The sequence below is a fragment of the Myroides indicus genome (genome assembly GCF_004364575.1).
Classification (GTDB): domain Bacteria; phylum Bacteroidota; class Bacteroidia; order Flavobacteriales; family Flavobacteriaceae; genus Flavobacterium; species Flavobacterium indicum_A.
Genome location: NZ_SOAG01000024.1, coordinates 26,764 through 49,966, shown reverse-complemented (window position 1 = coordinate 49,966; position 23,203 = coordinate 26,764). Strand labels below are relative to the sequence as shown.

The following is a 23,203-nucleotide window of genomic DNA, read 5'->3' as shown; positions in this document are numbered from 1 at the left end:
ATCTTTTTAGCGCTCAGGGTATTGTCAAAACCGTAATAGGGATTGATCTGATTTACGTTGTCCTTGGCGTCTTGTTCGTTTTCGTAATACTGATACGTAACCGCATTGTGCGTCACGCCTTGCATGGCCTGTTCCAAATTGATCGTAGTGGCTGATGTGCTCGAACGGCACTGCTCGATATCCGAGGGCTGTTTCTCGATGATGATCTCGTCGTAGAACTCGACCTTGACCGGATCAAGCTCAACATCGCAAACTACGTATTTATACTTCAAGCGGGCACCGTACAAACCAGGCTCGTTTACTTTTAAAGTCTCACCGTTTTCTCCGATAAGATCTTTGCCGTTTTTGGTCCACTGGATTAAATAGTCCTTCGCCTCCAGATTCTGACCGAGCTCAATTGTATCCCCAGGACAAAGCGCATTGCCGCCCTCGATGCTCATGTCCTCACCGATCTCGGGATTACCCAAATCAAAACTGCGAGCGTTGAAAAAAACGGCGGAAGAGTGACTGTCTGTTGGACAAAAATCCATTACTGCCAGTTTAATGTGGTATTTACGGCCGGGAATAACCTTAACCGTTTCAGATTCCATTCCTACTGTAGAACCCGCATAATTAATAGGGGCTGTCTGAGGATCTGCATTACCACCTTGATAGGCGTTCCAAAAAAACTCCGGATAAGAATTACAACTCGTCCCCGTTATTTTTGCATTATCCCAAATGCTTTTTAAAGAAATAGGAACGGTAGTTCCCGGTATTTTAGCTAAGTTTTCTCCTGTACCAGTAGTTAAATCAATTAACCAGGCGGCAAACAAAGCTCCATTATTACACGAGTAAGTACATCCATTGATATAACTATTGGATGCAAATAAATATTCAAATTTGAGAGTATCCTTTACCGGAATAAAGTCAAACTCCACTTGTGTTACTCGCATATCTGTGGCTGGGATCGGAGTTGTTGGAAAACCTCCTGTATCATTAACAGCGTCTACTAAATCTTTATCGCCTACCCAACGATGAGGATTTGTTCCCTTATTAGAACTTGTAAAAGGTCCCGGGACGAATTGTACTTGACTAGTTGATAAAACAATGCCCTCTTCAAAAGGAAACATGGAGCCATTTTTATGAAAATAGCCCAAGGTATTTACTGATTTGGTCGCAGGACTTCCATTTCCCACCTGATAACGCACATTAGACACCAAATCACACCCTGATGTTACCAAGACGTCTTTTACCAGTTCTTCCACCGTGTACATCTCTCCGCTAGGACTTACTTTTATAGGAGGAGGAACCGTACCCAAACACAAATCCAGCGTGGTGGTAGGGGTTGTTTCTCCGCTCATCAGTCGGATATAGTATTTTTTGCCCGGTTTTAACTTGTCTAGCGTTATCTTTTTAACAGCAGCTGTCAATGAAAAACATTGAGAGGCCGTAGCATTTATAGCACTGCAATCCCTGTCGTAAAGCGCTCCGTAAAGCGTAGCGGGCATGTTTTTTTCATTGGAAATACTTAATTCATGTTTGTCAGAAGTAGCGGTAAACTCAAACCACAAATCTTTTGGAGAGGATCCTACTGCCGAACAAAAGGGAACTGCTTTTCCGGAAGCGGTTGCTCCCGTAAAATCAATCGATAGTTTTTGACCGCAGTCCAAATCGGGATTAACCGCTAAAGACGCCGCATCTGTACAGTCGTCATTTGCAGGTGCAAAAAACAATACGGATTGTCGATATGTCGCAAACTGAGCCTCGTCTAATATATACTGAATATGATCAGCTATATTTTCTTTTACAATTGTATTCCGTCCATATACAGAGAACAGAGAAAAACAAGCCAAAAGAAGTAAAACAATTCTTTTCATAAAGTAATTATAATTTTACTATAAAGATTAATTTGATAGTCAAAGATAATGTTTCGGAAGAATTTAACGATATGAAACGTTATAATTAACAAAAAAACTATGGTTTTTATAGCGGTTGTCCTACTGGAATATCACATCTGTGTCCGGGTTGTCCATGAGGAGGATTAACTTTTCCAGAAGCAGTTGTTCCTGCCGAACCTCCTGAATTTTGCAATTTACTCTTGGCTTGGTCATTAACTAAAAACGGACTGTTGCCGTTAGAAGACGAAGCGGCTGCTTGGACAGGTTGCTGCTGCATATTATTCTGCTGAGGAGGCGTGTCTAAAGGAGCACCTACCGGAATATCACATCTGTGTCCTGGTTGTCCGTGAGCAGGATTTAAATTATCAGCAGTCTGATTATTTGTTGCCGGAGCTTTTTCCAAAGCTTCATTTTGCGCAGGCGTTTCCGGAGCGGATGTTGTAGATGACAATTCAGTATCTTCAATTGCCGGAGCTTCTTTTTGGGTGTCTTTACAAGAAAACAGCCCTAAAGTTAAAAATGCAGATAAAATATAAACTCGAATTTTCATAAATCTAAAATATTTTAATTGGTAAAGGGTAAACTTACTTATTTTTAGGTGGAAAACAATGAAAACAATAAAAAATTATTCTTCTTTTTTCTGATTTTGAAGCATTTCTTGTGTTGTTTTATCCATTTCAAATCGCTTGTTGGAAGAGGAAGAACTATTTTCTCCCGTCCCATGCATAGGAATTTGAACCGCTTTTTCTTGTTGACTACTTTTTTCAGATTTATTTAACGAAGTGGCGTTTTTAGATGTATCCTTACAAGAAGAAAAACATAAAGATAGAAAAACAGTGTATAACAATAAAAATTTGACTTTAAGCATGCTGGCTATATTTTAAGAAAGAATAAAATTAAGGATTTCTAAAATATTGTCAAATTATAAAAAATCTAAACTTTATTATCTGAAGGTTTTTGTATGTTCTTTTCTTCTATAATTGATAAATCCGTAAGACTCACTTTTTTCTTTTTAGAGAAAATAAAAAACATACAGGTAATGCTCCAGCTAATCCAAAATAAATAACCTCCTGAATGAAAATACATTTTCATGTGTCGATGGGAAGTAGTTGTGAAATCTATAAATGTAAAATAACTACCTGCTATTCCGATTACCAAAGCTACAATAGCAATTATACGGCTAAAGTGATTAGGGGTAAGGTATTTAAAAAAACTAAGAACGAGTACTAAAACAAACTGAATAGCGAAAATAGCGAGTGCGGTTTTCCATACGGTTTTAAAAATCAGATACTCTCTGTAAAATAAATTGATACCTAATCTTCCTATAAAGGACATTTTAGATATTAGCAATGCCGAAATAAAAGAGAGGATAAGCTGAATGAGGATAAGAATAATTATGTTTTTTCTCATGAAAAATAATTAATTGATAATCTTCCACCCATTTTCATCTGAAAATTTCATACGAAATTTTTTAGTAATAAATTCTGTATGAGGATTTTTATCTGGTTTCAAAAAAGAAAAAGGGGTAGCCTTTTTTTGTAACATAGCAGTCACTAAGGCTGATTTCTTTCCTTTACTATCTATCTGTAAACCATTTTCAGTATCAACTTTATATTCAATTGTTTTAATTTTTATTTTATTGTTTTTTTGTTCAATAACATAAGGATGTGCTTTTTCAGTAAGTTTTAGAGTTGCATTCCATATACTGTCTTTAGAAAGCCACCGTTTTTTTGATGATTCGCTTGTAAAAGTAATATATCCTTCTGCTTCCAGCAGTTTGTATTGGTCTATGAGCTCATGGTCTTTTTTGGTGCGCAATTTAGTTTCTCCCACTGTAAGGTAAGCACTCTCATAAATAGGTTTTTCTTCCAGATAAACCGTAATAGCAGAGGCTGCTTTAGAAGTATTAAGCGTTCGGTTATCACAACTCACCAGCATTACAAGTAATGAGAAAACTAAAAGTATCGGATGTGTTTTCATGTTCTTCTTTTACTCCAAAAATACAAAAAAGAACATTTGTGCAGAGTAGAATTTAAAAGGTAAAAACTTATTTTTACTTTTGTACCTCAGTCATGTTTAAGAAAGTATAATTTGATGAAAAAAAATATAAGTATCGCATTTTTAATATTTTTTCTCCTAAACTTGGTTGTATCCTGTGGTAAGAAAGATAATCGCTCAACATCTTCTCATGAGGGATTAGCAGTAGAAATGACCTCTTTAGAAAAAATAAGATTGGGAGAAAGCCTGTTTAAAGGCAAAGGAAATTGTGCTTCTTGTCATTTAAAAGATAAAAAAGTAATAGGTCCGAGTGTTCGTGAAATAATTGAGATTTATGACAAACATGAGGTTAGTATAGTTTCTTTTTTAAAAGGAGAAGGAGAACCGGTTGTAGATCCCTCTCAGTTTATAATTATGCAGGCGAATTTGACTATTACTAAAAAGATGAGCGATTTGGAGTTAGAATCGCTTGAGGCATATATGCGAAGTTTATAGCCTATACAGCTTTTTTTGAGTCTTAATTTATAAAGGTTCTACACGATAGCCTAAAGTATATTTTGTAAATTTACAGCACAAAATAAATTAACAATTCAATGGACTTTATATATCAAGATCCGTATCCTGTTCAAAAGGATGACACGGTGTATAAGCAGATTTCATCAGATTATGTAAAAGTTGAAAAATTAGGAGAAAGAGAAATTTTGACAGTAGACCCTAAAGGGATTGAATTGCTGGCAGAAACAGCAATGACAGATGTTTCTTTTATGCTTCGAACTTCTCACCTTAAAAAACTAAGAACCATTTTAGAAGACCCTGAAGCGACGGACAACGACCGTTTTGTGGCCTATAATCTATTGCAGAATGCTGTTGTGGCGGCAGAAGGGCAATTGCCATCCTGTCAAGATACCGGAACGGCAATAGTAGTTGCTAAAAAAGGAGAAAATGTATATACGGGAATTAATGATGGAGAGAGTTTGTCGAAAGGAATTTTCAATACCTATCAGAAGAAAAATTTAAGATATTCTCAAATCGTTCCTATCAGTATGTTTGAAGAGAAAAATTCTGGATCAAATTTACCTGCACAGATTGATATTTACGCAACTCAAGGCGATAAATATGAATTTTTGTTTTTGGCAAAAGGAGGAGGGTCGGCAAACAAAACGTTTTTGTACCAAAAAACTAAATCTTTGCTGAATGAAAAAAATCTGACTGCGTTTATCAAAGAAAAAATAATGGATTTAGGAACCGCAGCTTGCCCGCCATATCATTTAGCATTAGTGATTGGCGGAACTTCGGCAGAAGCAAATTTAGCCGCCGTTAAAAAAGCTTCTGCGGGATATTATGACAATCTGCCTACTTCCGGTAATATGGGCGGACAAGCTTTTCGCGATTTGGAGTGGGAGAAAAAATTACAGCAAATCTGTCAGGAATCTCATATCGGAGCGCAATTTGGAGGAAAATATTTTACCCATGATGTGCGTGTCATCCGGTTGCCGCGCCATGCTGCTTCTTGCCCGGTAGGATTAGGAGTTTCCTGTTCAGCAGATAGAAATATTAAAGCAAAAATTACCAAAGAAGGTTTGTTTGTAGAGCAGTTAGAGACGAATCCGGCTCAGTTTTTGCCAGATACACCGCCACACCTAGAAGAACCGGTAGTTATTGATTTAGATAAACCGATGAAGGAGCAATTAGCGGAATTGACAAAACATCCGATAAAAACGCGTTTGATGCTTAACGGAACCGTAATTGTGGCAAGAGATATTGCTCATGCCAAAATTCAGGAGATGCTGGATGAAGGTCAGGAAATGCCGGAGTATTTTAAGAATCATCCGATTTATTATGCGGGGCCGGCAAAAACTCCGGAAGGAATGCCCTCAGGAAGTTTTGGACCAACTACAGCCGGGCGTATGGATCCTTATGTATATGCATTTCAATCAGTTGGCGGAAGTATGATTATGCTTGCAAAAGGAAACCGTTCACAAACTGTAACAGATGCGTGCAAAAAATACGGAGGGTTTTATTTAGGCTCTATCGGAGGACCGGCAGCAATCTTGGCAAAAGAAAATATTTTAAGTGTAGAAGTAGTCGACTTTCCTGAATTAGGAATGGAAGCTGTGCGCAAAATTAAAGTAAAAAACTTTCCTGCGTTTATTATTACAGACGATAAAGGAAATGATTTTTTTGCAGATTTAAAATAATCCGATAATCAAATGGATAAAAAATAAGGGCTGATGAACATCAGCCCTTATTTTTTTTATAACGTTTAAAACTTCGTTAAAAGGCGCTGTGAAATTGGATTTTTTATGAGAAATAACTACCTTGTTAACATAAAAAAATAATGATATATGAAACAATTAGAAAATAAAGTCGCTATCGTGACAGGCGGTGCTTCCGGTATAGGTAAAGCAATTGTCAAACTTTTTGTACAAGAAGGAGCAAAAGTAGTCATCGGAGATTTAAATGAAGAAGCAGGAAGAGATTTAGCTGCAAAAATGGGAAAAGAAACGATGTTTGTAAAAGTAAATGCAGCTTTGCCTGAAGATAATGAACGGCTGGTAATAGATACGCTTGCTCATTTTGGAAGATTGGATATAGCGGTTAATAACGCAGGAATAGGCGGAGCAAGCGCTTTAGTAGGAGAATACGGTATTGAGGATTGGAAAAAGGTAATAGATATTAACTTGAATGGAGTTTTTTACGGAATGCATTATCAAATACCGGCAATGTTGAAACACGGCAAAGGAAGCATTGTAAATATGGCATCAATACTCGGGCAGGTTGGTTTTGCAAATTCATCAGCGTATGTTGCGGCAAAACATGGCGTAGTAGGGCTAACCAAAAGTGCAGGTTGGGAGTATGGAACAAAGGGAATCAGGGTAAATGCCGTTGGTCCTGGATTTATAGAAACCCCCTTGTTGTCGGATATGGATGCCGAAGTAAAAAAATATCTGGAATCTCAGCATGCATTACAGCGTTTGGGAAAACCAGAGGAGGTGGCAGAAATAGTATTGTGGCTTGCTTCGGATAAAGCTTCTTTTGCAACAGGTGGCTATTATCCGATAGAAGGCGGATATCTGGCAAAATAGCAGTATCTTTAGAAAGATATTTACGAAGAGATAGAATATTGTAGTTTAGTTAATCTGGTTATGAAAATAAATATATCAATTTTATCGGTATTAGCAGTTAGTTTGGTTTTAGTTAGCTGCGGAAATAAATCCGCCGATTCCACAACAATAGAAGGAGAAATGACTGTTCAGCAAGAAAACCCCCTTGATGAACAACAGGTAGACGTTTTGGAATTAAACGGGAATGAAAGATGGATGGTCAATGAGGAAATGAAACCATGTATATCAAAATCAGAAGAAATTTTGAAAGATTATATTGCATCAGACTTATCGGATTACGAGTTATTGGCGCAACAGCTGAATGAAGAGATTCGGGGGTTGATAAAAAGTTGTACTATGGAAGGAAAAAGTCATGAAGAATTACATAAATGGCTTCATCCTTATATGGAAAAAATAAATCAGTTGAGTAAATCACAAGATAAGGCAAAAACAAGTGCGCTTGTTTCAGAATTGCAACAATCTTTTCAAACGTATCATCAATATTTCCAATGAACATAAAAGAATTACATCAAGAAGGTAAAGTTGTATCGGCAATAAGTTTGTTTAAAGGAGAAGATGGAATTGCAACGGCTATTCAATTAAAAGAGAAAAGCACTTTAAAAGAGCACATTACAAAAATACCGGCATTGCTGTTATGCATATGCGGTAAAATAGAATATCATGATGAAAAAGGACAAAAAACGGAGTTAAATGCTGGCGACTATGTAAATATAGAACCAGAGGTTAAACATTGGCTTTATGCTCTTGAGGCTTCTCAGTTGGTCTTATTAAAATGATATTAGTTTTGAGTATTTAGGAAATAAGTCCTGTAAAATAAACCGATTGGTAAATAATATTTTGGATCATGGTAGAAGTGTTAACTTAAATGATAGGATACATAAACATATATAAAAACAATATAGCAGATGCTTTCTTAGCGAAAAATTTTTATAAACATTTAAATATTATACCTTAAAAAAGATTCATAGTTAACATTTTGATTCTAATCAGTCAATATCTTTGAACATAAACTATTAACTTTGCCCCATGCAAACGGACAAAAAAGATATTAGAAGTTTATCTAAAGAGGAATTGAGAACATTTTTTGTTTCTTCTGGGGATAAAGCTTTTCGGGGTAATCAGGTATATGAATGGCTTTGGAGTAAAGGCGCACATGCTTTTGACGATATGAGCAATCTTTCAAAAGCGACCAGATTGATGTTGGAGGAAAATTTTGTTATTAATCACATCAGGGTAGATAAAATGCAGCGTAGTTCTGACGGGACAATAAAAAACGCAGTAAAACTACACGATGGATTAATTGTTGAATCCGTGCTAATTCCCACCGAAACCCGTACAACAGCGTGCGTTTCTTCTCAGGTCGGATGTAGTTTGGATTGCGAGTTTTGTGCGACAGCACGATTAAAAAGAATGAGAAATCTCAATCCTGACGAAATTTACGATCAGGTGCTGACGATACATCAGGAAAGTAAAGAGCATTACAATCGTCCGCTTTCCAATATTGTCTTTATGGGGATGGGAGAACCATTGATGAACTATAACAATGTACAAAAAGCGATTGACAAAATTACGTCAGACGAAGGATTGGGAATGTCTCCTAAGCGGATTACCGTTTCTACTTCGGGAATTCCGAAAATGATAAAAAAACTTGCTGATGATGAGGTGAAATTTAAACTGGCGGTTTCCTTACATTCGGCAATTGAAGAAATCAGAAACCGGATTATGCCTTTTTCCAAAAACTTTCCGCTTACCGAACTCAGAGAAGCTTTACAATACTGGTATTCCAAAACCAAAAGCAGAATTACCTATGAATATGTGATTTGGGAAGGAATTAATGACGATAAAAAGTCTATTGATGCTTTGGTGAAATTCTGTAAATACGTTCCGTGTAAAGTCAATTTGATTGAGTATAACCCTATTGATGACGGAGAGTTCCAACAGGCTGACGTGGTTGCTACGGAAAACTACATTGCGGCGCTGGAAAGCAATGGAATTACTGTAGTCGTGCGCAGAAGTCGCGGAAAAGACATAGATGCTGCTTGCGGACAGTTGGCAAATAAATCGTAAAGTTGTATTTTTGATTGTGATGAATATAGTACAGCAAATACAGCAGCCCATCCAGAACGAGATGGAACTTTTTGAAAAAAAATTCCATAAATCTATGGCAACAAAAGTGGCGTTGCTCAATCGGATTACCTACTATATTGTAAACCGAAAGGGCAAGCAGATGCGTCCGATGTTTGTTTTCTTAGTGGCTAAAATGACAGGGGAGGGAGAGGTCAATGAACGAACTTACCGCGGAGCATCTGTCATTGAACTGATTCATACAGCAACGTTAGTCCACGACGATGTTGTGGATGATAGCAATAAGCGCCGTGGATTTTTTTCGTTAAACGCTTTGTGGAAAAATAAAATTGCCGTTTTGGTTGGCGATTACCTGCTTTCAAAAGGCTTACTGCTCTCTATTGATAACGGAGATTTTGATTTGTTGCGTATTATTTCTGTTGCAGTTCGGGAAATGAGCGAAGGTGAACTGCTTCAGATTGAAAAAGCCCGCAGGTTAGATATTACAGAAGAGATTTATTATGAAATTATCCGTCAAAAAACGGCAACTTTAATTGCAGCCTGCTGCTCGCTGGGTGCTGCTTCTGTATGCCCGGACGATATTATTTTGATTGAGCAAATGAGAAAGTTCGGAGAACTTATCGGTATGGCATTTCAAATTAAAGATGATTTGTTTGATTATACCGATGGACCTATCGGAAAACCAACGGGAATAGATATCAAAGAACAAAAGATGACACTTCCTTTGATTTATGTGCTCAATACTTCTGAACCTAAAGAAAAAAAATGGCTGATTAACTCGGTTAAAAACCACAATGAAGATAAAAAACGGGTTAAAGAAGTAATCGCTTTTGTAAAAGTCAAAGGAGGACTGGAATACGCTACTCAAAAAATGATAGAATATCAGCAGTCTGCTTTGGAAATTTTAAATCAATTTCCCGATTCAGTCTATAAAGAAGCCCTCCACACGATGGTCAATTATGTAATTGAACGAAAAAAATAATTTTTTTTACTACTCTTCACAATCTTTTGTTGTTTTGTTGGGTCTATGTGTATAGATGAGTCCTAAAAGTTTTTTAGGTAAGTAATTATGTTTTTTCATAATTGTTTTACAGAAAATAGATACGATGTCTCAGTTTTACAATTTTTACTGCTTTTGGCATTTTATATTTGCTGAAATAAATTAGACAGACTATTAAAAATTCAATAAAAATGAAAAAAATTTTACTTTCGATTTTTGCTTTATTTGCATTTACTGCTCATGCTCAGGACAAGGAATTAACCAAAAAATTGATGTTCTCAGTAGGTTATAGAGCTAACGATCTTGATTTTAATAAAGAATTAGAAAAACAAGGAATTACAAAAATAAACCAGAGTATGATTACTATGGGTTTGAGTGAAAATTGGGAGAAAGGTGATTTCAGATGGGGCGTTAATCTTGATTTATTGATTTCTTTGCCTAAAAAATCCAATGGAATTGAAGCGTCTCAATATGGAACGGCTCTTTTTATGGATGCTTCATGGCGAGTAATTAACCATGAAAAATGGGAAATGCTACCAACTGCCATGTTTGGATTTAGCGCAAATAAAGCCTCTATTACTCGAACAAATTCAGTTGATGAGGATGAAAAATTTATGCCTAACTCCCTTAATTTGGAAAATAATTACTTTTTTGCAGGAGCAGCATTGGATTTTAAAATTGCCAAACAATCGGATTTCCCAGTAATTTTGACGATAGGTACAGAATATCCGCTGTTTAATAACAAGTGGAAAGCTTCAGGATCGCATCAAAACTTTGTCAGAGAAACAAAAGGGAAATTCTTTGTAAAATTAAAGTTTGATTTAAACTAAAAAATAATTGAAAATGAAAAATATAAATACTTTTTTTTCGAAACAGCTATTCATTTTAGCTGTTTTTTGTTTTCAAATAACAGCAACGTTTGCTCAAACAAGAGAAATCGCGGGCAGAGTGATTGATCAAATTAGTATGGAAGGTATTTCAGGCGTTTTGATTGTAACCGAAGACCAAAGTAGTCAAACCATAACTAATGAAGAAGGTTATTTTGTATTAAATGTGCAAATGGACGGTGAAATATTGCATTTTAGTCATATTAATTATCAATCGCAACAACAGAAGGCAAATGATACTATGTCGGTAAAGATGGCACTTGCTAATATCGAGCTGGATGAAATACTGGTTTTTAAAAAGCCATTGCATGAAGTTTTTGGAACCGCTTTTCAAAATGCTTTAAAGATTTCGGAAAAAGGAGATTTGTATAAAACCTATGTGCGGCAGTTTAATGTAGTAAACGAAGATAAAATAAATGTTGCTGATGGTCTTGTGCATTTTTATGTAAATAAACCAAGTAAAACTCCTTTGACAGATTTAATTGAAAACAGAGCTTTTATGAATGCAGGAGAAAGGGATGAAGAAAATTCAGAAACGGAAACGATTTTGATGACTCTTGGAGATGATTTTAGAGATATTTTAAAAGTTGGAAGAGCAATAGCTGTTATAACAGATGCTTTACAAAATACAGATATGTATGAATGTACAGTTAGAAGAAAAGTAGATAATGATAACACAAAAATTATAGTAGAATTTGGACCCAAAGAAGGCTTAAAAAAATGGAAGTATTTTCAAGGATATATAGTATTTAATGATGAGCAAACTAAAGTTTTGGAATACAAATATCAGTTAGCAGACAAGTACAAGGATAATACCAAAGTAATTAATTTGCTGATTGTAAAAGCTCAAGCTCACGATATAGGAGGTTATGCTGTATTTACTGATAATATAGAAGGCTACCATCTGTTTTATAAGACGAGTTATATAGATATGTCTATATTTAGAAAAAAGAAAGGGAATTTTAGATTAAAGAGTCAGGTAGAAGTAGTTGTTGATGAACTAGTAAAAAATGTAGAAGCTCCTAAACAAAAGCAATATAAAGGTAATTTGTTTACACAAAAAAGCAATTACCAAACAAAGTTTTGGAAAAACCGAAATATTCGACCGCTTAGCAGTAAGGAAGAGCAAATCTTAAAGCAATTGGAAGAAAAAAAATGATCATTTTACAAATTTCAAGTATATAAAGAAGCTGTTTTATCAATAAAACAGCTTCTTTTTGTATTCAATCACTATGCCAATTTTAAGAACATTGAGGGCAAATTCCTGATAATGTAAAGTTTACGGAATGCACTTTATATTGTTTTGGCATATTGAAGACAGGCTCTACATTTTCCATACAGATTACCGTATGGCATTGCTCACAGCTAAAGTGAATATGATTGTGATGATGCTCGTCTGTTGAACAAGTATGGCATGCTGCATATTTTACAACACCTTCTATTGTAACTGCTTTGTGTATCAGTCCCTCATCTACAAGTCTGTCCAAAACGCGGTAAATAGTAACTCGATCGCAAAAATCATCTAATAATTCGTGGATTTCAGAATGCGATAAGGCTATTTTTGAATCAGAAATAGTATTTAGTATTTTAGTTTTAGCAACTGTGTTTCGGGTTTTTTTCATTTTCTAATATTTTATTGCAATATTGTTGCGATTACAAATATAGTGATTATATTTGCAACAATATTGCATTAGTTGTTTTCAGCTCATGCCTTTAAAAATTTGACAATATGAAAGATAGTAAAAGCTTTGATGTAATAATCATTGGTGGAAGCTATGCCGGATTATCGACAGCGATGGCGCTGGGACGTTCGTTGCGTAATGTTTTAATCATCGATAACGGACTGCCTTGTAATCGGCAAACACCACATTCGCATAACTTTATTACACAAGATGGAGAAAAACCGAGCATAATTGCAGAAAAAGCTAAAGCACAGGTTTTGAATTATAGTACTGTAAAATTTCAGAACGGGCTTGCAATCAGCGGAACAAAAATTAATCAAGGTTTTGAGATTATGACTGAAAAAGGTTTAATATTTAAAGCAAGGCAGCTTGTTTTTGCTACGGGAGTAAAAGATATAATGCCAGATATTAGAGGTTTTGCCGAATGTTGGGGAATATCCGTTATTCATTGTCCGTATTGTCACGGTTATGAAGTAAAGAATGAAAGAACAGGAATTCTGGCAAATGGAGATTTTGCTTATCATTACACCCAATTGGTGCATAATCTGACTAAGGATATAACTATATTTACTAATGGAAAAGCAGAATTTACCCAAGAACAAACTGCTAAGCTTAAACAGCATAATATTGCAATCATTGAAAAAGAAATAGACTGTTTAAAACATCAAAACGGAAATGTGAAACAAGTTGTTTTCAAAGATAATTCAACTTTTGATTTAAAGACTATTTATGCCCGACCTGCATTTGAACAACATTGTAATATTCCTGAATTACTAGGGTGCGAGTTGACCGAACAGGGGCATATCAAAACAGATGTTTTTCAGAAAACAACCGTAGCGGATATTTTTGCTTGTGGAGATAATTCCTCTCCAATGCGCTCAGTTGCCAATGCCGTATCCGCAGGAAATATTGCAGGAGCAATGATTAATAACGCAATGACACAAAAGGAGTTTTAGAAGAATAACTTAAGACCTAAAAAATATAGAATTTATAGATTTTAAGTATAAAGAAGTTGTTATGACTATAAAGCAACTTCTTTTTTTATCTTTGTATTTCAGAAAAACCAATATGATTTCCAAATCCACCATTGATGCCGTTTTTGAAGCCGCTCGTGTAGAAGAAGTGATAGGAGACTTTGTAAACCTTAAAAAAGCAGGAAGTAATTACAAGGGACTCAGTCCATTTGTAAATGAAAAAACGCCTTCATTCATGGTGTCTCCTGTAAAGCAGATTTGGAAAGATTTTAGTTCCGGTAAAGGAGGCAATGCCATTACTTTTATTATGGAACACGAACATTTTTCATATCCCGAAGCAATCCGTTATTTGGCAAAGAAGTACAATATAGAAATTGAGGAAACGGAACAGAGCAATGAAGAACGAGAGTTACTCAACGAGCAGGAAAGTATGTATATTGTTTCGGAATTTGCCAAAAAGTATTTCCAATCTACTCTTTTTGAATCCGAGGAAGGAAAGGCAATCGGTTTGACATATTTTAAAGAGCGCGGGTTTACGAATGAAACGATTAAAGAATTTGGATTGGGATATTCACCGGACAAATGGAGCGCATTTACAGACGAAGCATTGGGCAAAGGATATTCATTGGAATATTTGGAAAAAACGGGATTGACTATTGTAAAAGAAGACAAAAAATTTGACCGTTTTAAAGGACGCGTTATGTTTCCGATTACGAGTATGTCGGGGCGGATTTTAGGATTTGGCGGAAGGATACTGACCAATGATAAAAAAGCTGCCAAATATTTAAACTCACCTGAAAGCGATATTTACCATAAAAGTAAAGTTTTGTACGGTATTTCACATGCAAAACAAGAAATTGCCAAGCAGGATAATTGTTTTCTGGTGGAAGGATATACTGATGTAATCCAGATGTATCAGGCAGGAGTAAAAAATGTTGTAGCCTCTTCCGGTACAGCATTAACACCGGAGCAAATACGGTTGATAAACCGTCTGACTAAAAATATTACTATGCTCTTTGACGGAGACGCTGCCGGAATAAGAGCCTCTTTTCGCGGAGTGGATTTAATTTTGGAGGCCGGAATGAACGTAAGAGTTTGTTCGCTGCCGGAAGGAGAAGATCCGGATAGTTTTGCCCGAAAACATACATTGGAACAATTGCAGTCGTATTTTGAGGAAAATGCTACCGATTTTATTCGTTTTAAGGCTTCAATACTGATGGATGAGGCAAAAAACGATCCGATAAAAAAAGCAGAATTAACACGTGATATTATTGCGAGTATTTCCAAAATTCCGGATAATATTCAAAGAGAAATTTACGTTCAGGAATGTTCGCGTATCATGGATATTTCGGAAGAGGTATTGTTTAATTCACTGGCACAGCTTAACCGCAAAGAAATTGCTGAGGTAAACAAAAAGTATGTACAGGAACGTAAAGCGATGGAAGTTGTTGCTCCTGAACAAAAAGAATATGCAGCTGTTGATTTGTTGTATATTCTGGAAAGGCGCATAATTGAAATTTTACTTCTTTACGGCAATGCAGAGGAACAGTTTACGGAATTAGTGTTTGGGACTAATGAAGACAATGAAATTATTGAAGTAGAGCAAAAAGTAATACAAAAAGTTTACGAGCGCATTTATCTGAGTTTACAGGATGATGAAACCCAGCTAACCAATCCGCTGTTTAGAAAAATATACAGCGATATTATGAACTACTTTCATCATAATGAGTGGAATCTTGAAGAGTATTTGAAAAGATTAGATATGGAATTATCGCAGGAGGTCACCAGCATTATTATGGAAGATGAGAGAGAAACACTTCACAAATGGGAAACGCAGAATATTTTTGTCAAACAAAAAGAGCAGGGAATAGCACAATATGTCACTGAAACTATTTTGACATTAAGAATGTATCTTGTCAATACTATTATTGAAAAATATAAAAATACACTTGACGGATCAGACGAAAAACGCTCGTCTGAAGTTTTGGGTATTATTATGGATTATTCCGGTTTAGTAAAAACCTTTTCAAAACACTTGGGACAGGTCACTTCTCGTTTTAGACCAACAAGTTAAAAGTATTTAATACTAAGATTCCATTACGTTTTGGTTTTAACAGGTTAAAATATAGTATAATCATAGGCTTTGTTAAATTTATAATTTGAAATTTCTTTTTGTTGGAAATGCACCAGCATGAGAAATAAGCTCTATATCTAGACTATATTTTCCATGAAGATATTTTTAGCCATCAATATCTTTGTTTATGGTTTTATTAAAATTTTCTTTTCTCAGTTTAATAATGATTTTTCAAATTCAAGATTATCAGAGCTTAAAGGACAACAATTGACATGGGCTTTTTATGGTTTTTCTCATAATTATGAAATAATAATTTGAGTAACGCAATTAATTCTTGTCCTTTTATTACTCATAAAAAACGGAATTACTTTCACTTCTATTATTATTATTTCTGATATTGTTAAACATTTTGTTACTCAATATTTTTTATGATGTAAAGGCATTGCCTACAATCATTATATTGTTTTCTATTTTAATATTTCTGTTATATTCTAACAGATTGAAAATTATTTTTTATACAAGTATTTATTGTCTGTTAAAGAGGTTTTCTTTTCAAAGAAATACTATTTATATATTCCGGTTATTATTATAGAAGTTTTGTTATTATTTTTATTAATTAAGGTAATCAAATAGGAGTGATTTTTCCTTTGTTGGAAGGAGTTTTTATATACGATTATTTCAACTCTTTTGGAATTTTGCAAACAGGTATAGGGTTTATTTTGTGTTGAAAATAGTATTTCTCAGTATTGTTTTTAATACTTGTAAAGTGTTGACGATTATTGTTTATTTACAAATTGTCCGTTGTATTGACAATTCGTCTGTTGTATTGACAAAATTTCCCTTAATGATTTTTTTATTTGTAATTAACTGAACTTCAGTAGTCATTGACAATTCGTCCTAATCATTGACAATTCGTCCTAATCATTGACAATTCGTCCGATATTTGAGAGCAAAAAGATTGTACTTTTTTATTTGCTGTTTTATGTTTGTCCCAGAAAACAAAAGCATAAAAATACTTTTTTTTAAAAAGCCGGCAGAAATAAAAATGAGTTTGTTTTTATTAAATAAGTTAAGTCGTATTGTGTCTATAAACTGTTGAAGTTTTAGTAAACAGTGTTTTAGAAAAGCAGCAACACACACTTAATTTTTAAAAAAGAACCTTTTGTTTTTAACCTATTAGTGATATGATAGGTCTTTTAATTATTTATTAATTTGTAAAGTTATTTTTGGCTTTATATTTAAATTTATGTAATTATGAAAAAAATAAAGTGTTTAATATTGCCGATGATATTAGCATTGGTGATTTCTTGTGAGAAAGAAAATAATTTAAATGAGTCTTTTGTAAAACAAGAAAAACTTGAGGAAACAGTCAGATATAATGCTCAAGATTTTAATTTTGTTGGAGAAGTCCATAACGAGGAGCTAGAAGCTACTTTTAATTATATTTCATCAGAAATAAACGATATTCATAGTCAAGAACAATTATTATTGAAAATAGATAATTTTTATACGCAATTACTGCTAAATATGGAATATGGGGAAAATTTTACAGATTTTATTGCGAATGAAAACTTTGTATATTTGGAAGAATTGCAATACATTGATTTTTCAAATAAAGAACTTGGAGAGCAAACAAAGTTTATTTTGAATACAATAAGAACTTATTTGAATGAATTAGAGGATGCTGTTGACAACGCATCTATTTCTGATATTGAAAAAGTAGAAAGAGAAATTTATAGAGATAAAGATATAACAAATAAAGAGTTATTCGTTTTCTATAGCATTAGTTCAGTAGCTAAAAGCTCTTTAGAATATTGGTATGAAAATAATTTAAAATGGATTCAACTTATTTTAGAGGTTAAAAATAAAGAACAGGAGATGGAAGTGAATAATGAGAATCCTAAAAAAGTAATTAAAAGTTGGCCTCCTAAAAGAGATTGGGGGTTGAGAGTAGTTAAACAGGATGCTATGGGAGCCGGTGCAGGAGCTGCTTATGCTTGGTGGATGAATGCAGCGCCGGGAGCTGGACAGTTAGCATATGGTACAGCTATAGGAGCTACGTCAGCAAGTTTTTCAGCAGCAGCACTTATAGATGAGTTGTGGCCATGGGGGTATAATATAAGAATTGAAGATATACCGCCTTTTAGTACTATTCAGCTAAAATGAAGTAATTTATGGGAAGTAAAAAAATAATATATTTTATTATAGGTGTGTTCTTGTCATGCATGGCTATATACGGTTTAAGTATTCTTTTGAATATAGAAACAAAGTATTATCATTATGTATTATGTTTTTGTATTTTAGCGTTAATAACTTTTGGTAAGAAAGTGCTTAATTAAATTCTTTGTATAAAAACAAGAAATAAAAGAAACAAGTTCTATTATATAGGGCTTGTTTTTATTTTAGTTCTTTTGGAATTTTACAAACGGGTATAGGGTTTATTTTGTGTTGATTGATGCGGTTTAACCGGCAAAAAATATCAAAAACCTCTCTTTTTCTTCCGGTTAAGTTTGTTGCCTGAATACCATTTTCAAACGCAAGCATAGCTTCCTCCAGTTCGTCGTAATTGGCACCTAATTGATCTTCGTCCGAGCGGTCGTCACCAAAAAGTCCGTCCGTTGGCTTAGCCTGAATAATACTTGTCGGAATCTGTAAATATTTGCCTATTGCCTTTACTTCGGATTTCATCAAATCAGCAATCGGACTTACATCTACGCCGCCATCACCGTATTTGGTAAAAAAACCTACGCCAAAATCCTCAATTTTATTACCCGTTCCAGCTACTAAGCTTTGATGTAAACCAGCAAAATAGTATAAGGCAGTCATGCGCAGCCTTGCCCGGGTATTAGCAAGCGTCAGGTTGAGAAGATTTTCGTTATCTGATGGAGGTACAGCGTTTTTAAACGTTTCAAAAGCAGGGGTCAGATCTGCTTCAACGGCTTGTACATTAGAAAATTTATTTTGAAGGAAAGCAATGTGTTCTTTTGCTCTTGAAACATGGCTCGGTGCTTGATGGATAGGCATTTCTACACACAAAACAGGTAGTCCGGTTTGGGCGCACAAAACAGATGTTACGGCAGAATCTATACCGCCCGAAATACCGATGACATAGCCCTTAACTCCAGAGGTTAAGGCGTAGTCTTTCAGCCATTGAACAATATAATCGGTTACTTCTGCTGTTTTAAATATGCTGTTTTGCATCGTGAAAATTTATTAAATTGCTCTATCTTTTTATCTTTGCAGTTACCTCAAAAAACAAAATTATAATTATGGAGTGTTTATTCAAAAATACTAAATTATTTTTAGTGTTAGTTTGCTTGTCAGGGCTTTTTTTATCAGGTTGCGGGCAAAAAAGAAGTGAAATTGAAAAGCAAGTGTCGCAAGTTCCTGTTCAGATAGAAATTTTGCGGTTTGATAAAGAGTTTTATGAAGCTGCTGATAGTGATTTGCCGAGCATTAGACAGAAATATCCCTATTTATTCCCTAAAAATATTGCAGATGAAGTCTGGCTGCAAAAAAAGAACGATACACTTTTTGCAGAGTTGTATGATGAGGTTCAAAAAAAATATAGCGATCTGGGATCGTTGTCGAATGATTTAGAACAATTTTTTAAGCATGTAAAATATTATTATCCGGAAGAAACGGAAAATAAAAAAGTAATTACTGTTATCTCAGAAGTTGATGTCTCGGCAAAAGCAATTTATGCGGACACCTTAGCGATTATTAGCCTGGATACCTATTTAGGGAGAGATCATCGGTTTTATAAAGGATTTCCTGATTATCTTAGAGGAACATTTGATTCAGATCAAATTTTGCCGAATCTGGCGGAGAGTTTTTTACTTCAGAAAATACGTCCTTCCGCCGACCGCACTTTTTTGGGAGGGATGATTCAACAGGGAAAATTGCTCTATGCCAAAGAAACACTGCTGCCTTTGGTTAAAGAAGAAGATATTATGGGATATACAGAGGAACAGTTAGATTGGTGCTATAGTAATGAAGCTCAAATGTGGCGTTATTTTATTGATAATAAGTCGCTTTTTGATACAGATAATAAACTAAATACTCGTTTTTTGGAACCTGCTCCCTTTTCTAAATTTTATCTTGAAATCGACAGCGAATCTCCGGGAAGAACAGGGGCATGGATCGGGTGGCAAATTGTTCGCTCTTTTATGAAAAATAATAATGTAACTTTGCAGGAGCTTTTTGAAAAAGAGGCTAAAGAGCTTTTTGAACAGTCAAAATATAAACCAAGAAAGTAGAAAATGAGTAAAAAACACGTTTCGGATATTAAGATAAGAGTTGAGCTGGATGAAAATAAGGTGCCTGAAAGTTTGTATTGGACAGCAAAAGACGGAGGAGTAGAAAGAGCAGTGTCTAAGGCAATGCTATTGTCTATCTGGGATCATAAAGTTCAAGAGACGCTGCGTATCGATTTATGGACGAAAGATATGCCGGTTGATGAGATGAAAAAGTTTTTTCACCAAACTTTAGTTGCCATGGCAGATACTTTTGAACTGGCAACGGAAGACGATAAAATGGCTGCCACTATGCGAGATTTTTGCGATTATTTTGCAGAAAAGATGGAATTGGTACAGAAGTAAAATTGAATAATAGCCGCTTTTTCAAGCGGCTTATTTTTTGAATATTTATATGACCATCAAGTTACATCCCCTGATATCCGAGTTGTCAAATCTGCCCAATATCTCAAAAGAGTAATTGTCATATTTTTTGCCTAAATCCTGTGTGGCTATAAAAGAGCAAGAATTAATATTGGCTAAGTCTATTACATTTACTCCTCCGGTTTTCCCGTTTTGTATGTAGCTTAATGAATCTTCTGTGTCTCGGATGAGTATGTCCATCCACGGCGGACATTCAAAAATGCCGTCCCCCAGAGAATAACCTTGCGATAAAAGCTCGGTCATACCGTATTCAGAATGAATTTTTGATACGCCAAAGCCATTACATAAAATCTGATGGAGCTCTTCTCTGATCATTTCCTTACGTTTGCCTTTCATACCTCCGGTTTCCATAACAATAGTATTTTTGAGATCAAAAGATTGTAATTCTATAAGATCTAATAATGCATAAGTCACTCCTATAAGCAAAATGTTTTTTCCTTCCTGATCGAGCCGGGTTAAATTTTGTGCGAGCTCTTTGTAATTGTGCAGGTAAAATCCGCTTTCGCGATGCGTTGATGATTTTATAAAATCATCAACCATATAAATAAGTGAAGAGCCTTCTCTTTCAAGATATGAAGGCAATAAAGCGAGGACAACATAATCTTCAATATTGCCATAAAAATGAGAAAACCCCTTTCTGAAGCTTGCTTCATAAAAAAGTAAATCTGTGACGTGATGCCTACTTGTAATGGAGTTTGTTGTACCACTGCTGGTAAAAGTGGTTTGGACAACATCAGAAGAACTTAAAACAGATTTGATTTTAAAAAATTCGATAGGTAAAAAGGGAATATCCTCTAAGGTGTTTACTTGTGTAGGCGTTTTATTTAGTAAATCGCAAAACTGCTTATATACGCGATTATTTTCGTATTGGAAGCGAAACACTTTCATACACAGTTTGTGAAATTCTTTAGGCGATTGGATTTGAATAATGTCTTCTGGTTTAAACACGCTACAAATATTTAATACAAAAATAGCAATAAAAAAAGCACCAATTACATGGTGCTCTCTTCTATTTAAATTATGAATAACTAACTTTTTATTTGATTACTATTTTTCGGGTAGATGAAGCGGTTCCTTCTTTTATTTTTATAATATAAATTCCCGCATTTACACTGTTAGGCAATAAAAGCTCTTTTGAATTTATAGTAGTAGAAAATATTTTTTTACCTACTACGTTATATAACTCAATATATTTAGCGTCATTTTTTGTACTTTCTATATAGATTTTCCCATTTACCATTGCCGGATTCGGATAAATAGATAAGCCGTCAATACTCTGCGAAGAATATTTAGCTTCATTGGGCTGTTGCTGTGCAGGGTTATTTTGTGCGTATGCAAAACCGATTACAATGAATAATAAAAAGGAATATAGGTACTTTTTTGTCATCTACTTAATTTGAACGAGATAAAGATACTAAAAAGATATAAATAAAAAAAATGTTTATCCGAGACGGATAAACATTTTTATATGTATTCGCAAAAAATCGACCGTAGATTATAGACCTACTGTCCAGCCTTTAGTCCATTCAGGAGCTTCTGAACCGTTGCCCGCACCGTTGTTATCTCCTTCCTGGAACACGCTGCTAACATTTACTTCTTCTCCTTTTTCATCTTTTTCAGCATTAGGATTTGTTAAGTGTCCTACTGATTTTGTTGTAATATCCACGAACTTAACATTTTTAGCAAATAAAGAACCGTCGTTTACATTGTTAATGGTTTCGTCATGTTCTACATCAAAGGCTGTTTTCCATCCGTCTAATACAAGATTTTCAAACTGTCCTCTTGTTCCTTCTCTCAATTTTAAGGCAGTTCCTTCTCCTTTAGATGCGGCAACTAAAGTTATGTTTTTGATAGTTGGATTGGCAATTGGTGTAGCTGTTCTGTTTTTAGAGTTGTTATCAGCCTCAAATCCCTTATCATGAGTGCCGGATTGTTTAGAATACCAAAATTCATTGTTTCCTGTCCATCCTTCTGTCCAGTCAAACTGATCATCGTCGTTATGGGTAGAAACTAAATACTTAGTATTTACAGTTCCTCCAAACCACTCAAAACCATCGTCAGAACCTTCGTGCGCCTGAACGTATTCAACAACAGTCCCGCTACCTACTCCAAAGAAAGATAAACCGTTAAACTCTTTTTCACTGTTAAAGTTTGCCCCGGCATATTCAATTCTCAAATAACGGATAGATCCTGAGTTGTCAGCAGCATCAGCTCCTCCATAAGTTAAGTCCGAAACTTCTGCCGTTGCAGATGTTCCTTTGTTGATAGGTGCTTTACCGCACAATACTAAACCTCCCCAGCTTCCGCGTTTTTTTTCTAATCCTGTCATTACAACCGGATTGTCTTTTGTTCCTTCTACAAATATTTTTCCCCCTTGTCCAATTGCAATATAAGCAGATGTTCCGCCTGTTCCAATAATTTTAGTTCCAGCAGGAATGGTTAAAGTTGCGCCGTCTTCTATAACCAACTTACCTACTAAATTATAAGTTTTGCTGCCATCTAAAACTAATTTGTCTCCTTTTTTATAAGTTCCCTTTAATTCAGTTTCATTTCCGTTGTTACCACCATCTCCACCGTTTCCGCCGTTATTAGAGTTGTCATCACTACTAGAGCAGCTAACCAAAAATAAAGTTGCTAATGCTACTGAAAACCCTGTTCTAAATAATCGTTTCATAAATAAAATAGTTTTATAATTTTGTTGGTACAAAGATGGTATAAGTGTTTTTAAATGAAGTTAAGTGATTGTGATTGAATGATTAAAAAAAGGTTTTTTTAATTTTAAATAAATGTTACTATTGTAAAGAAGGTTTTAAAACAATCGC

Annotated in this window: 24 protein-coding genes; 14 read left to right on the top strand and 10 right to left on the bottom strand. The window is 34.9% G+C overall.

The window, feature by feature from the left end:
• From C8P70_RS10530 to C8P70_RS10510, 5 genes are all read right to left on the bottom strand, one after another.
• A partial coding sequence (locus tag C8P70_RS10530) for a choice-of-anchor L domain-containing protein (RefSeq protein WP_208293399.1) occupies positions 1-1,856 on the bottom strand: 1,856 nt, incomplete at its 3' end.
• A 106-nt stretch (positions 1,857-1,962) separates the two neighbouring features.
• The gene (locus C8P70_RS10525; RefSeq protein WP_133713283.1) at positions 1,963-2,427 is read right to left on the bottom strand and encodes a hypothetical protein; all 465 of its coding nucleotides are present in this window, start codon (positions 2,425-2,427) and stop codon (positions 1,963-1,965) included.
• Positions 2,428-2,502: 75 nt separating this feature from the next.
• A complete protein-coding gene (locus tag C8P70_RS10520; RefSeq protein ID WP_133713282.1) occupies positions 2,503-2,745 on the bottom strand; it encodes a hypothetical protein in 243 nt (80 codons plus the stop codon).
• Between the two features lie 65 nt (positions 2,746-2,810).
• Positions 2,811-3,287: a cytochrome d ubiquinol oxidase subunit II gene (locus tag C8P70_RS10515; RefSeq protein WP_133713281.1), complete on the bottom strand. Its 477-nt coding sequence runs from the start codon at positions 3,285-3,287 to the stop codon at positions 2,811-2,813.
• 9 nt (positions 3,288-3,296) lie between these two features.
• Positions 3,297-3,857 carry a hypothetical protein gene (locus C8P70_RS10510; protein ID WP_133713280.1) on the bottom strand — a complete coding sequence of 187 codons (561 nt, stop codon included), beginning with the start codon at positions 3,855-3,857 and terminating at the stop codon, positions 3,297-3,299.
• A gap of 114 nt (positions 3,858-3,971) precedes the next feature.
• Between C8P70_RS10510 and C8P70_RS10505 the strand changes: the two genes are divergently transcribed.
• The 9 genes from C8P70_RS10505 (at position 3,972) to C8P70_RS10465 (ending at position 12,131) form a co-directional block, all read left to right on the top strand.
• The gene (locus C8P70_RS10505; protein WP_133713279.1) at positions 3,972-4,370 is read left to right on the top strand and encodes a c-type cytochrome; all 399 of its coding nucleotides are present in this window, start codon (positions 3,972-3,974) and stop codon (positions 4,368-4,370) included.
• Between the two features lie 98 nt (positions 4,371-4,468).
• Positions 4,469-6,073: a fumarate hydratase gene (locus C8P70_RS10500; RefSeq protein ID WP_133713278.1), complete on the top strand. Its 1,605-nt coding sequence runs from the start codon at positions 4,469-4,471 to the stop codon at positions 6,071-6,073.
• Between the two features lie 147 nt (positions 6,074-6,220).
• Positions 6,221-6,961 (top strand): SDR family NAD(P)-dependent oxidoreductase, encoded by a 741-nt coding sequence (locus tag C8P70_RS10495; protein ID WP_133713277.1) that lies wholly within the window; start codon positions 6,221-6,223, stop codon positions 6,959-6,961.
• Between the two features lie 60 nt (positions 6,962-7,021).
• Positions 7,022-7,492 carry a hypothetical protein gene (locus tag C8P70_RS10490; RefSeq protein WP_133713276.1) on the top strand — a complete coding sequence of 157 codons (471 nt, stop codon included), beginning with the start codon at positions 7,022-7,024 and terminating at the stop codon, positions 7,490-7,492.
• The gene (locus C8P70_RS10485) at positions 7,489-7,776 is read left to right on the top strand and encodes a cupin domain-containing protein (protein ID WP_133713275.1); all 288 of its coding nucleotides are present in this window, start codon (positions 7,489-7,491) and stop codon (positions 7,774-7,776) included. The genes C8P70_RS10490 and C8P70_RS10485 overlap by 4 nt, the downstream gene beginning before the upstream one ends.
• Before the next feature lie 250 nt (positions 7,777-8,026).
• Complete coding sequence (rlmN, locus tag C8P70_RS10480) at positions 8,027-9,067, top strand: 23S rRNA (adenine(2503)-C(2))-methyltransferase RlmN (RefSeq protein WP_133713274.1); 1,041 nt, start codon at positions 8,027-8,029, stop codon at positions 9,065-9,067.
• Between the two features lie 19 nt (positions 9,068-9,086).
• Positions 9,087-10,067: a polyprenyl synthetase family protein gene (locus C8P70_RS10475; RefSeq protein WP_133713286.1), complete on the top strand. Its 981-nt coding sequence runs from the start codon at positions 9,087-9,089 to the stop codon at positions 10,065-10,067.
• A 209-nt stretch (positions 10,068-10,276) separates the two neighbouring features.
• Positions 10,277-10,915, top strand: a complete 639-nt coding sequence (locus tag C8P70_RS10470) for a hypothetical protein (RefSeq protein WP_133713273.1) — start codon at positions 10,277-10,279, stop codon at positions 10,913-10,915.
• Positions 10,916-10,928: 13 nt separating this feature from the next.
• The gene (locus C8P70_RS10465; protein WP_133713272.1) at positions 10,929-12,131 is read left to right on the top strand and encodes a carboxypeptidase-like regulatory domain-containing protein; all 1,203 of its coding nucleotides are present in this window, start codon (positions 10,929-10,931) and stop codon (positions 12,129-12,131) included.
• Positions 12,132-12,213: 82 nt separating this feature from the next.
• On the opposite strand, the gene C8P70_RS10460 is transcribed toward C8P70_RS10465, so the two are convergent.
• Entirely contained in the window at positions 12,214-12,594 is a 381-nt protein-coding gene (locus C8P70_RS10460; RefSeq protein ID WP_133713271.1) for a Fur family transcriptional regulator, read from the bottom strand.
• A 107-nt stretch (positions 12,595-12,701) separates the two neighbouring features.
• Between C8P70_RS10460 and C8P70_RS10455 the strand changes: the two genes are divergently transcribed.
• The 3 genes from C8P70_RS10455 to C8P70_RS10445 all read left to right on the top strand — a co-directional run bounded on the left by C8P70_RS10455 (position 12,702) and on the right by C8P70_RS10445 (position 17,868).
• The gene (locus C8P70_RS10455) at positions 12,702-13,610 is read left to right on the top strand and encodes an NAD(P)/FAD-dependent oxidoreductase (RefSeq protein WP_133713270.1); all 909 of its coding nucleotides are present in this window, start codon (positions 12,702-12,704) and stop codon (positions 13,608-13,610) included.
• A gap of 112 nt (positions 13,611-13,722) precedes the next feature.
• Positions 13,723-15,702, top strand: a complete 1,980-nt coding sequence (dnaG, locus tag C8P70_RS10450) for a DNA primase (RefSeq protein ID WP_133713285.1) — start codon at positions 13,723-13,725, stop codon at positions 15,700-15,702.
• A gap of 1,254 nt (positions 15,703-16,956) precedes the next feature.
• Entirely contained in the window at positions 16,957-17,868 is a 912-nt protein-coding gene (locus C8P70_RS10445) for a hypothetical protein (protein ID WP_133713269.1), read from the top strand.
• A 231-nt stretch (positions 17,869-18,099) separates the two neighbouring features.
• On the opposite strand, the gene nadE is transcribed toward C8P70_RS10445, so the two are convergent.
• Complete coding sequence (gene nadE, locus C8P70_RS10440; RefSeq protein WP_133713268.1) at positions 18,100-18,903, bottom strand: NAD(+) synthase; 804 nt, start codon at positions 18,901-18,903, stop codon at positions 18,100-18,102.
• 68 nt (positions 18,904-18,971) lie between these two features.
• Between nadE and gldB the strand changes: the two genes are divergently transcribed.
• Positions 18,972-19,961, top strand: coding sequence for a gliding motility lipoprotein GldB (gldB, locus tag C8P70_RS10435; protein WP_133713267.1), 990 nt, complete (start codon positions 18,972-18,974; stop codon positions 19,959-19,961).
• Positions 19,962-19,964: 3 nt separating this feature from the next.
• Positions 19,965-20,303, top strand: a complete 339-nt coding sequence (gene gldC, locus C8P70_RS10430) for a gliding motility protein GldC (protein ID WP_133713266.1) — start codon at positions 19,965-19,967, stop codon at positions 20,301-20,303.
• 45 nt (positions 20,304-20,348) lie between these two features.
• Here gldC and C8P70_RS10425 read toward each other — a convergent pair whose 3' ends face one another.
• From C8P70_RS10425 to C8P70_RS10415, 3 genes are all read right to left on the bottom strand, one after another.
• On the bottom strand, positions 20,349-21,329 hold the full coding sequence (locus tag C8P70_RS10425; protein WP_133713265.1) for a LuxE/PaaK family acyltransferase: 981 nt from the start codon (positions 21,327-21,329) through the stop codon (positions 20,349-20,351).
• Positions 21,330-21,417: 88 nt separating this feature from the next.
• Positions 21,418-21,768, bottom strand: coding sequence for a T9SS type A sorting domain-containing protein (locus tag C8P70_RS10420; RefSeq protein ID WP_133713264.1), 351 nt, complete (start codon positions 21,766-21,768; stop codon positions 21,418-21,420).
• A 108-nt stretch (positions 21,769-21,876) separates the two neighbouring features.
• Positions 21,877-23,055 (bottom strand): hypothetical protein, encoded by a 1,179-nt coding sequence (locus tag C8P70_RS10415; RefSeq protein ID WP_133713263.1) that lies wholly within the window; start codon positions 23,053-23,055, stop codon positions 21,877-21,879.
• Positions 23,056-23,203: the final 148 nt, after the last annotated feature.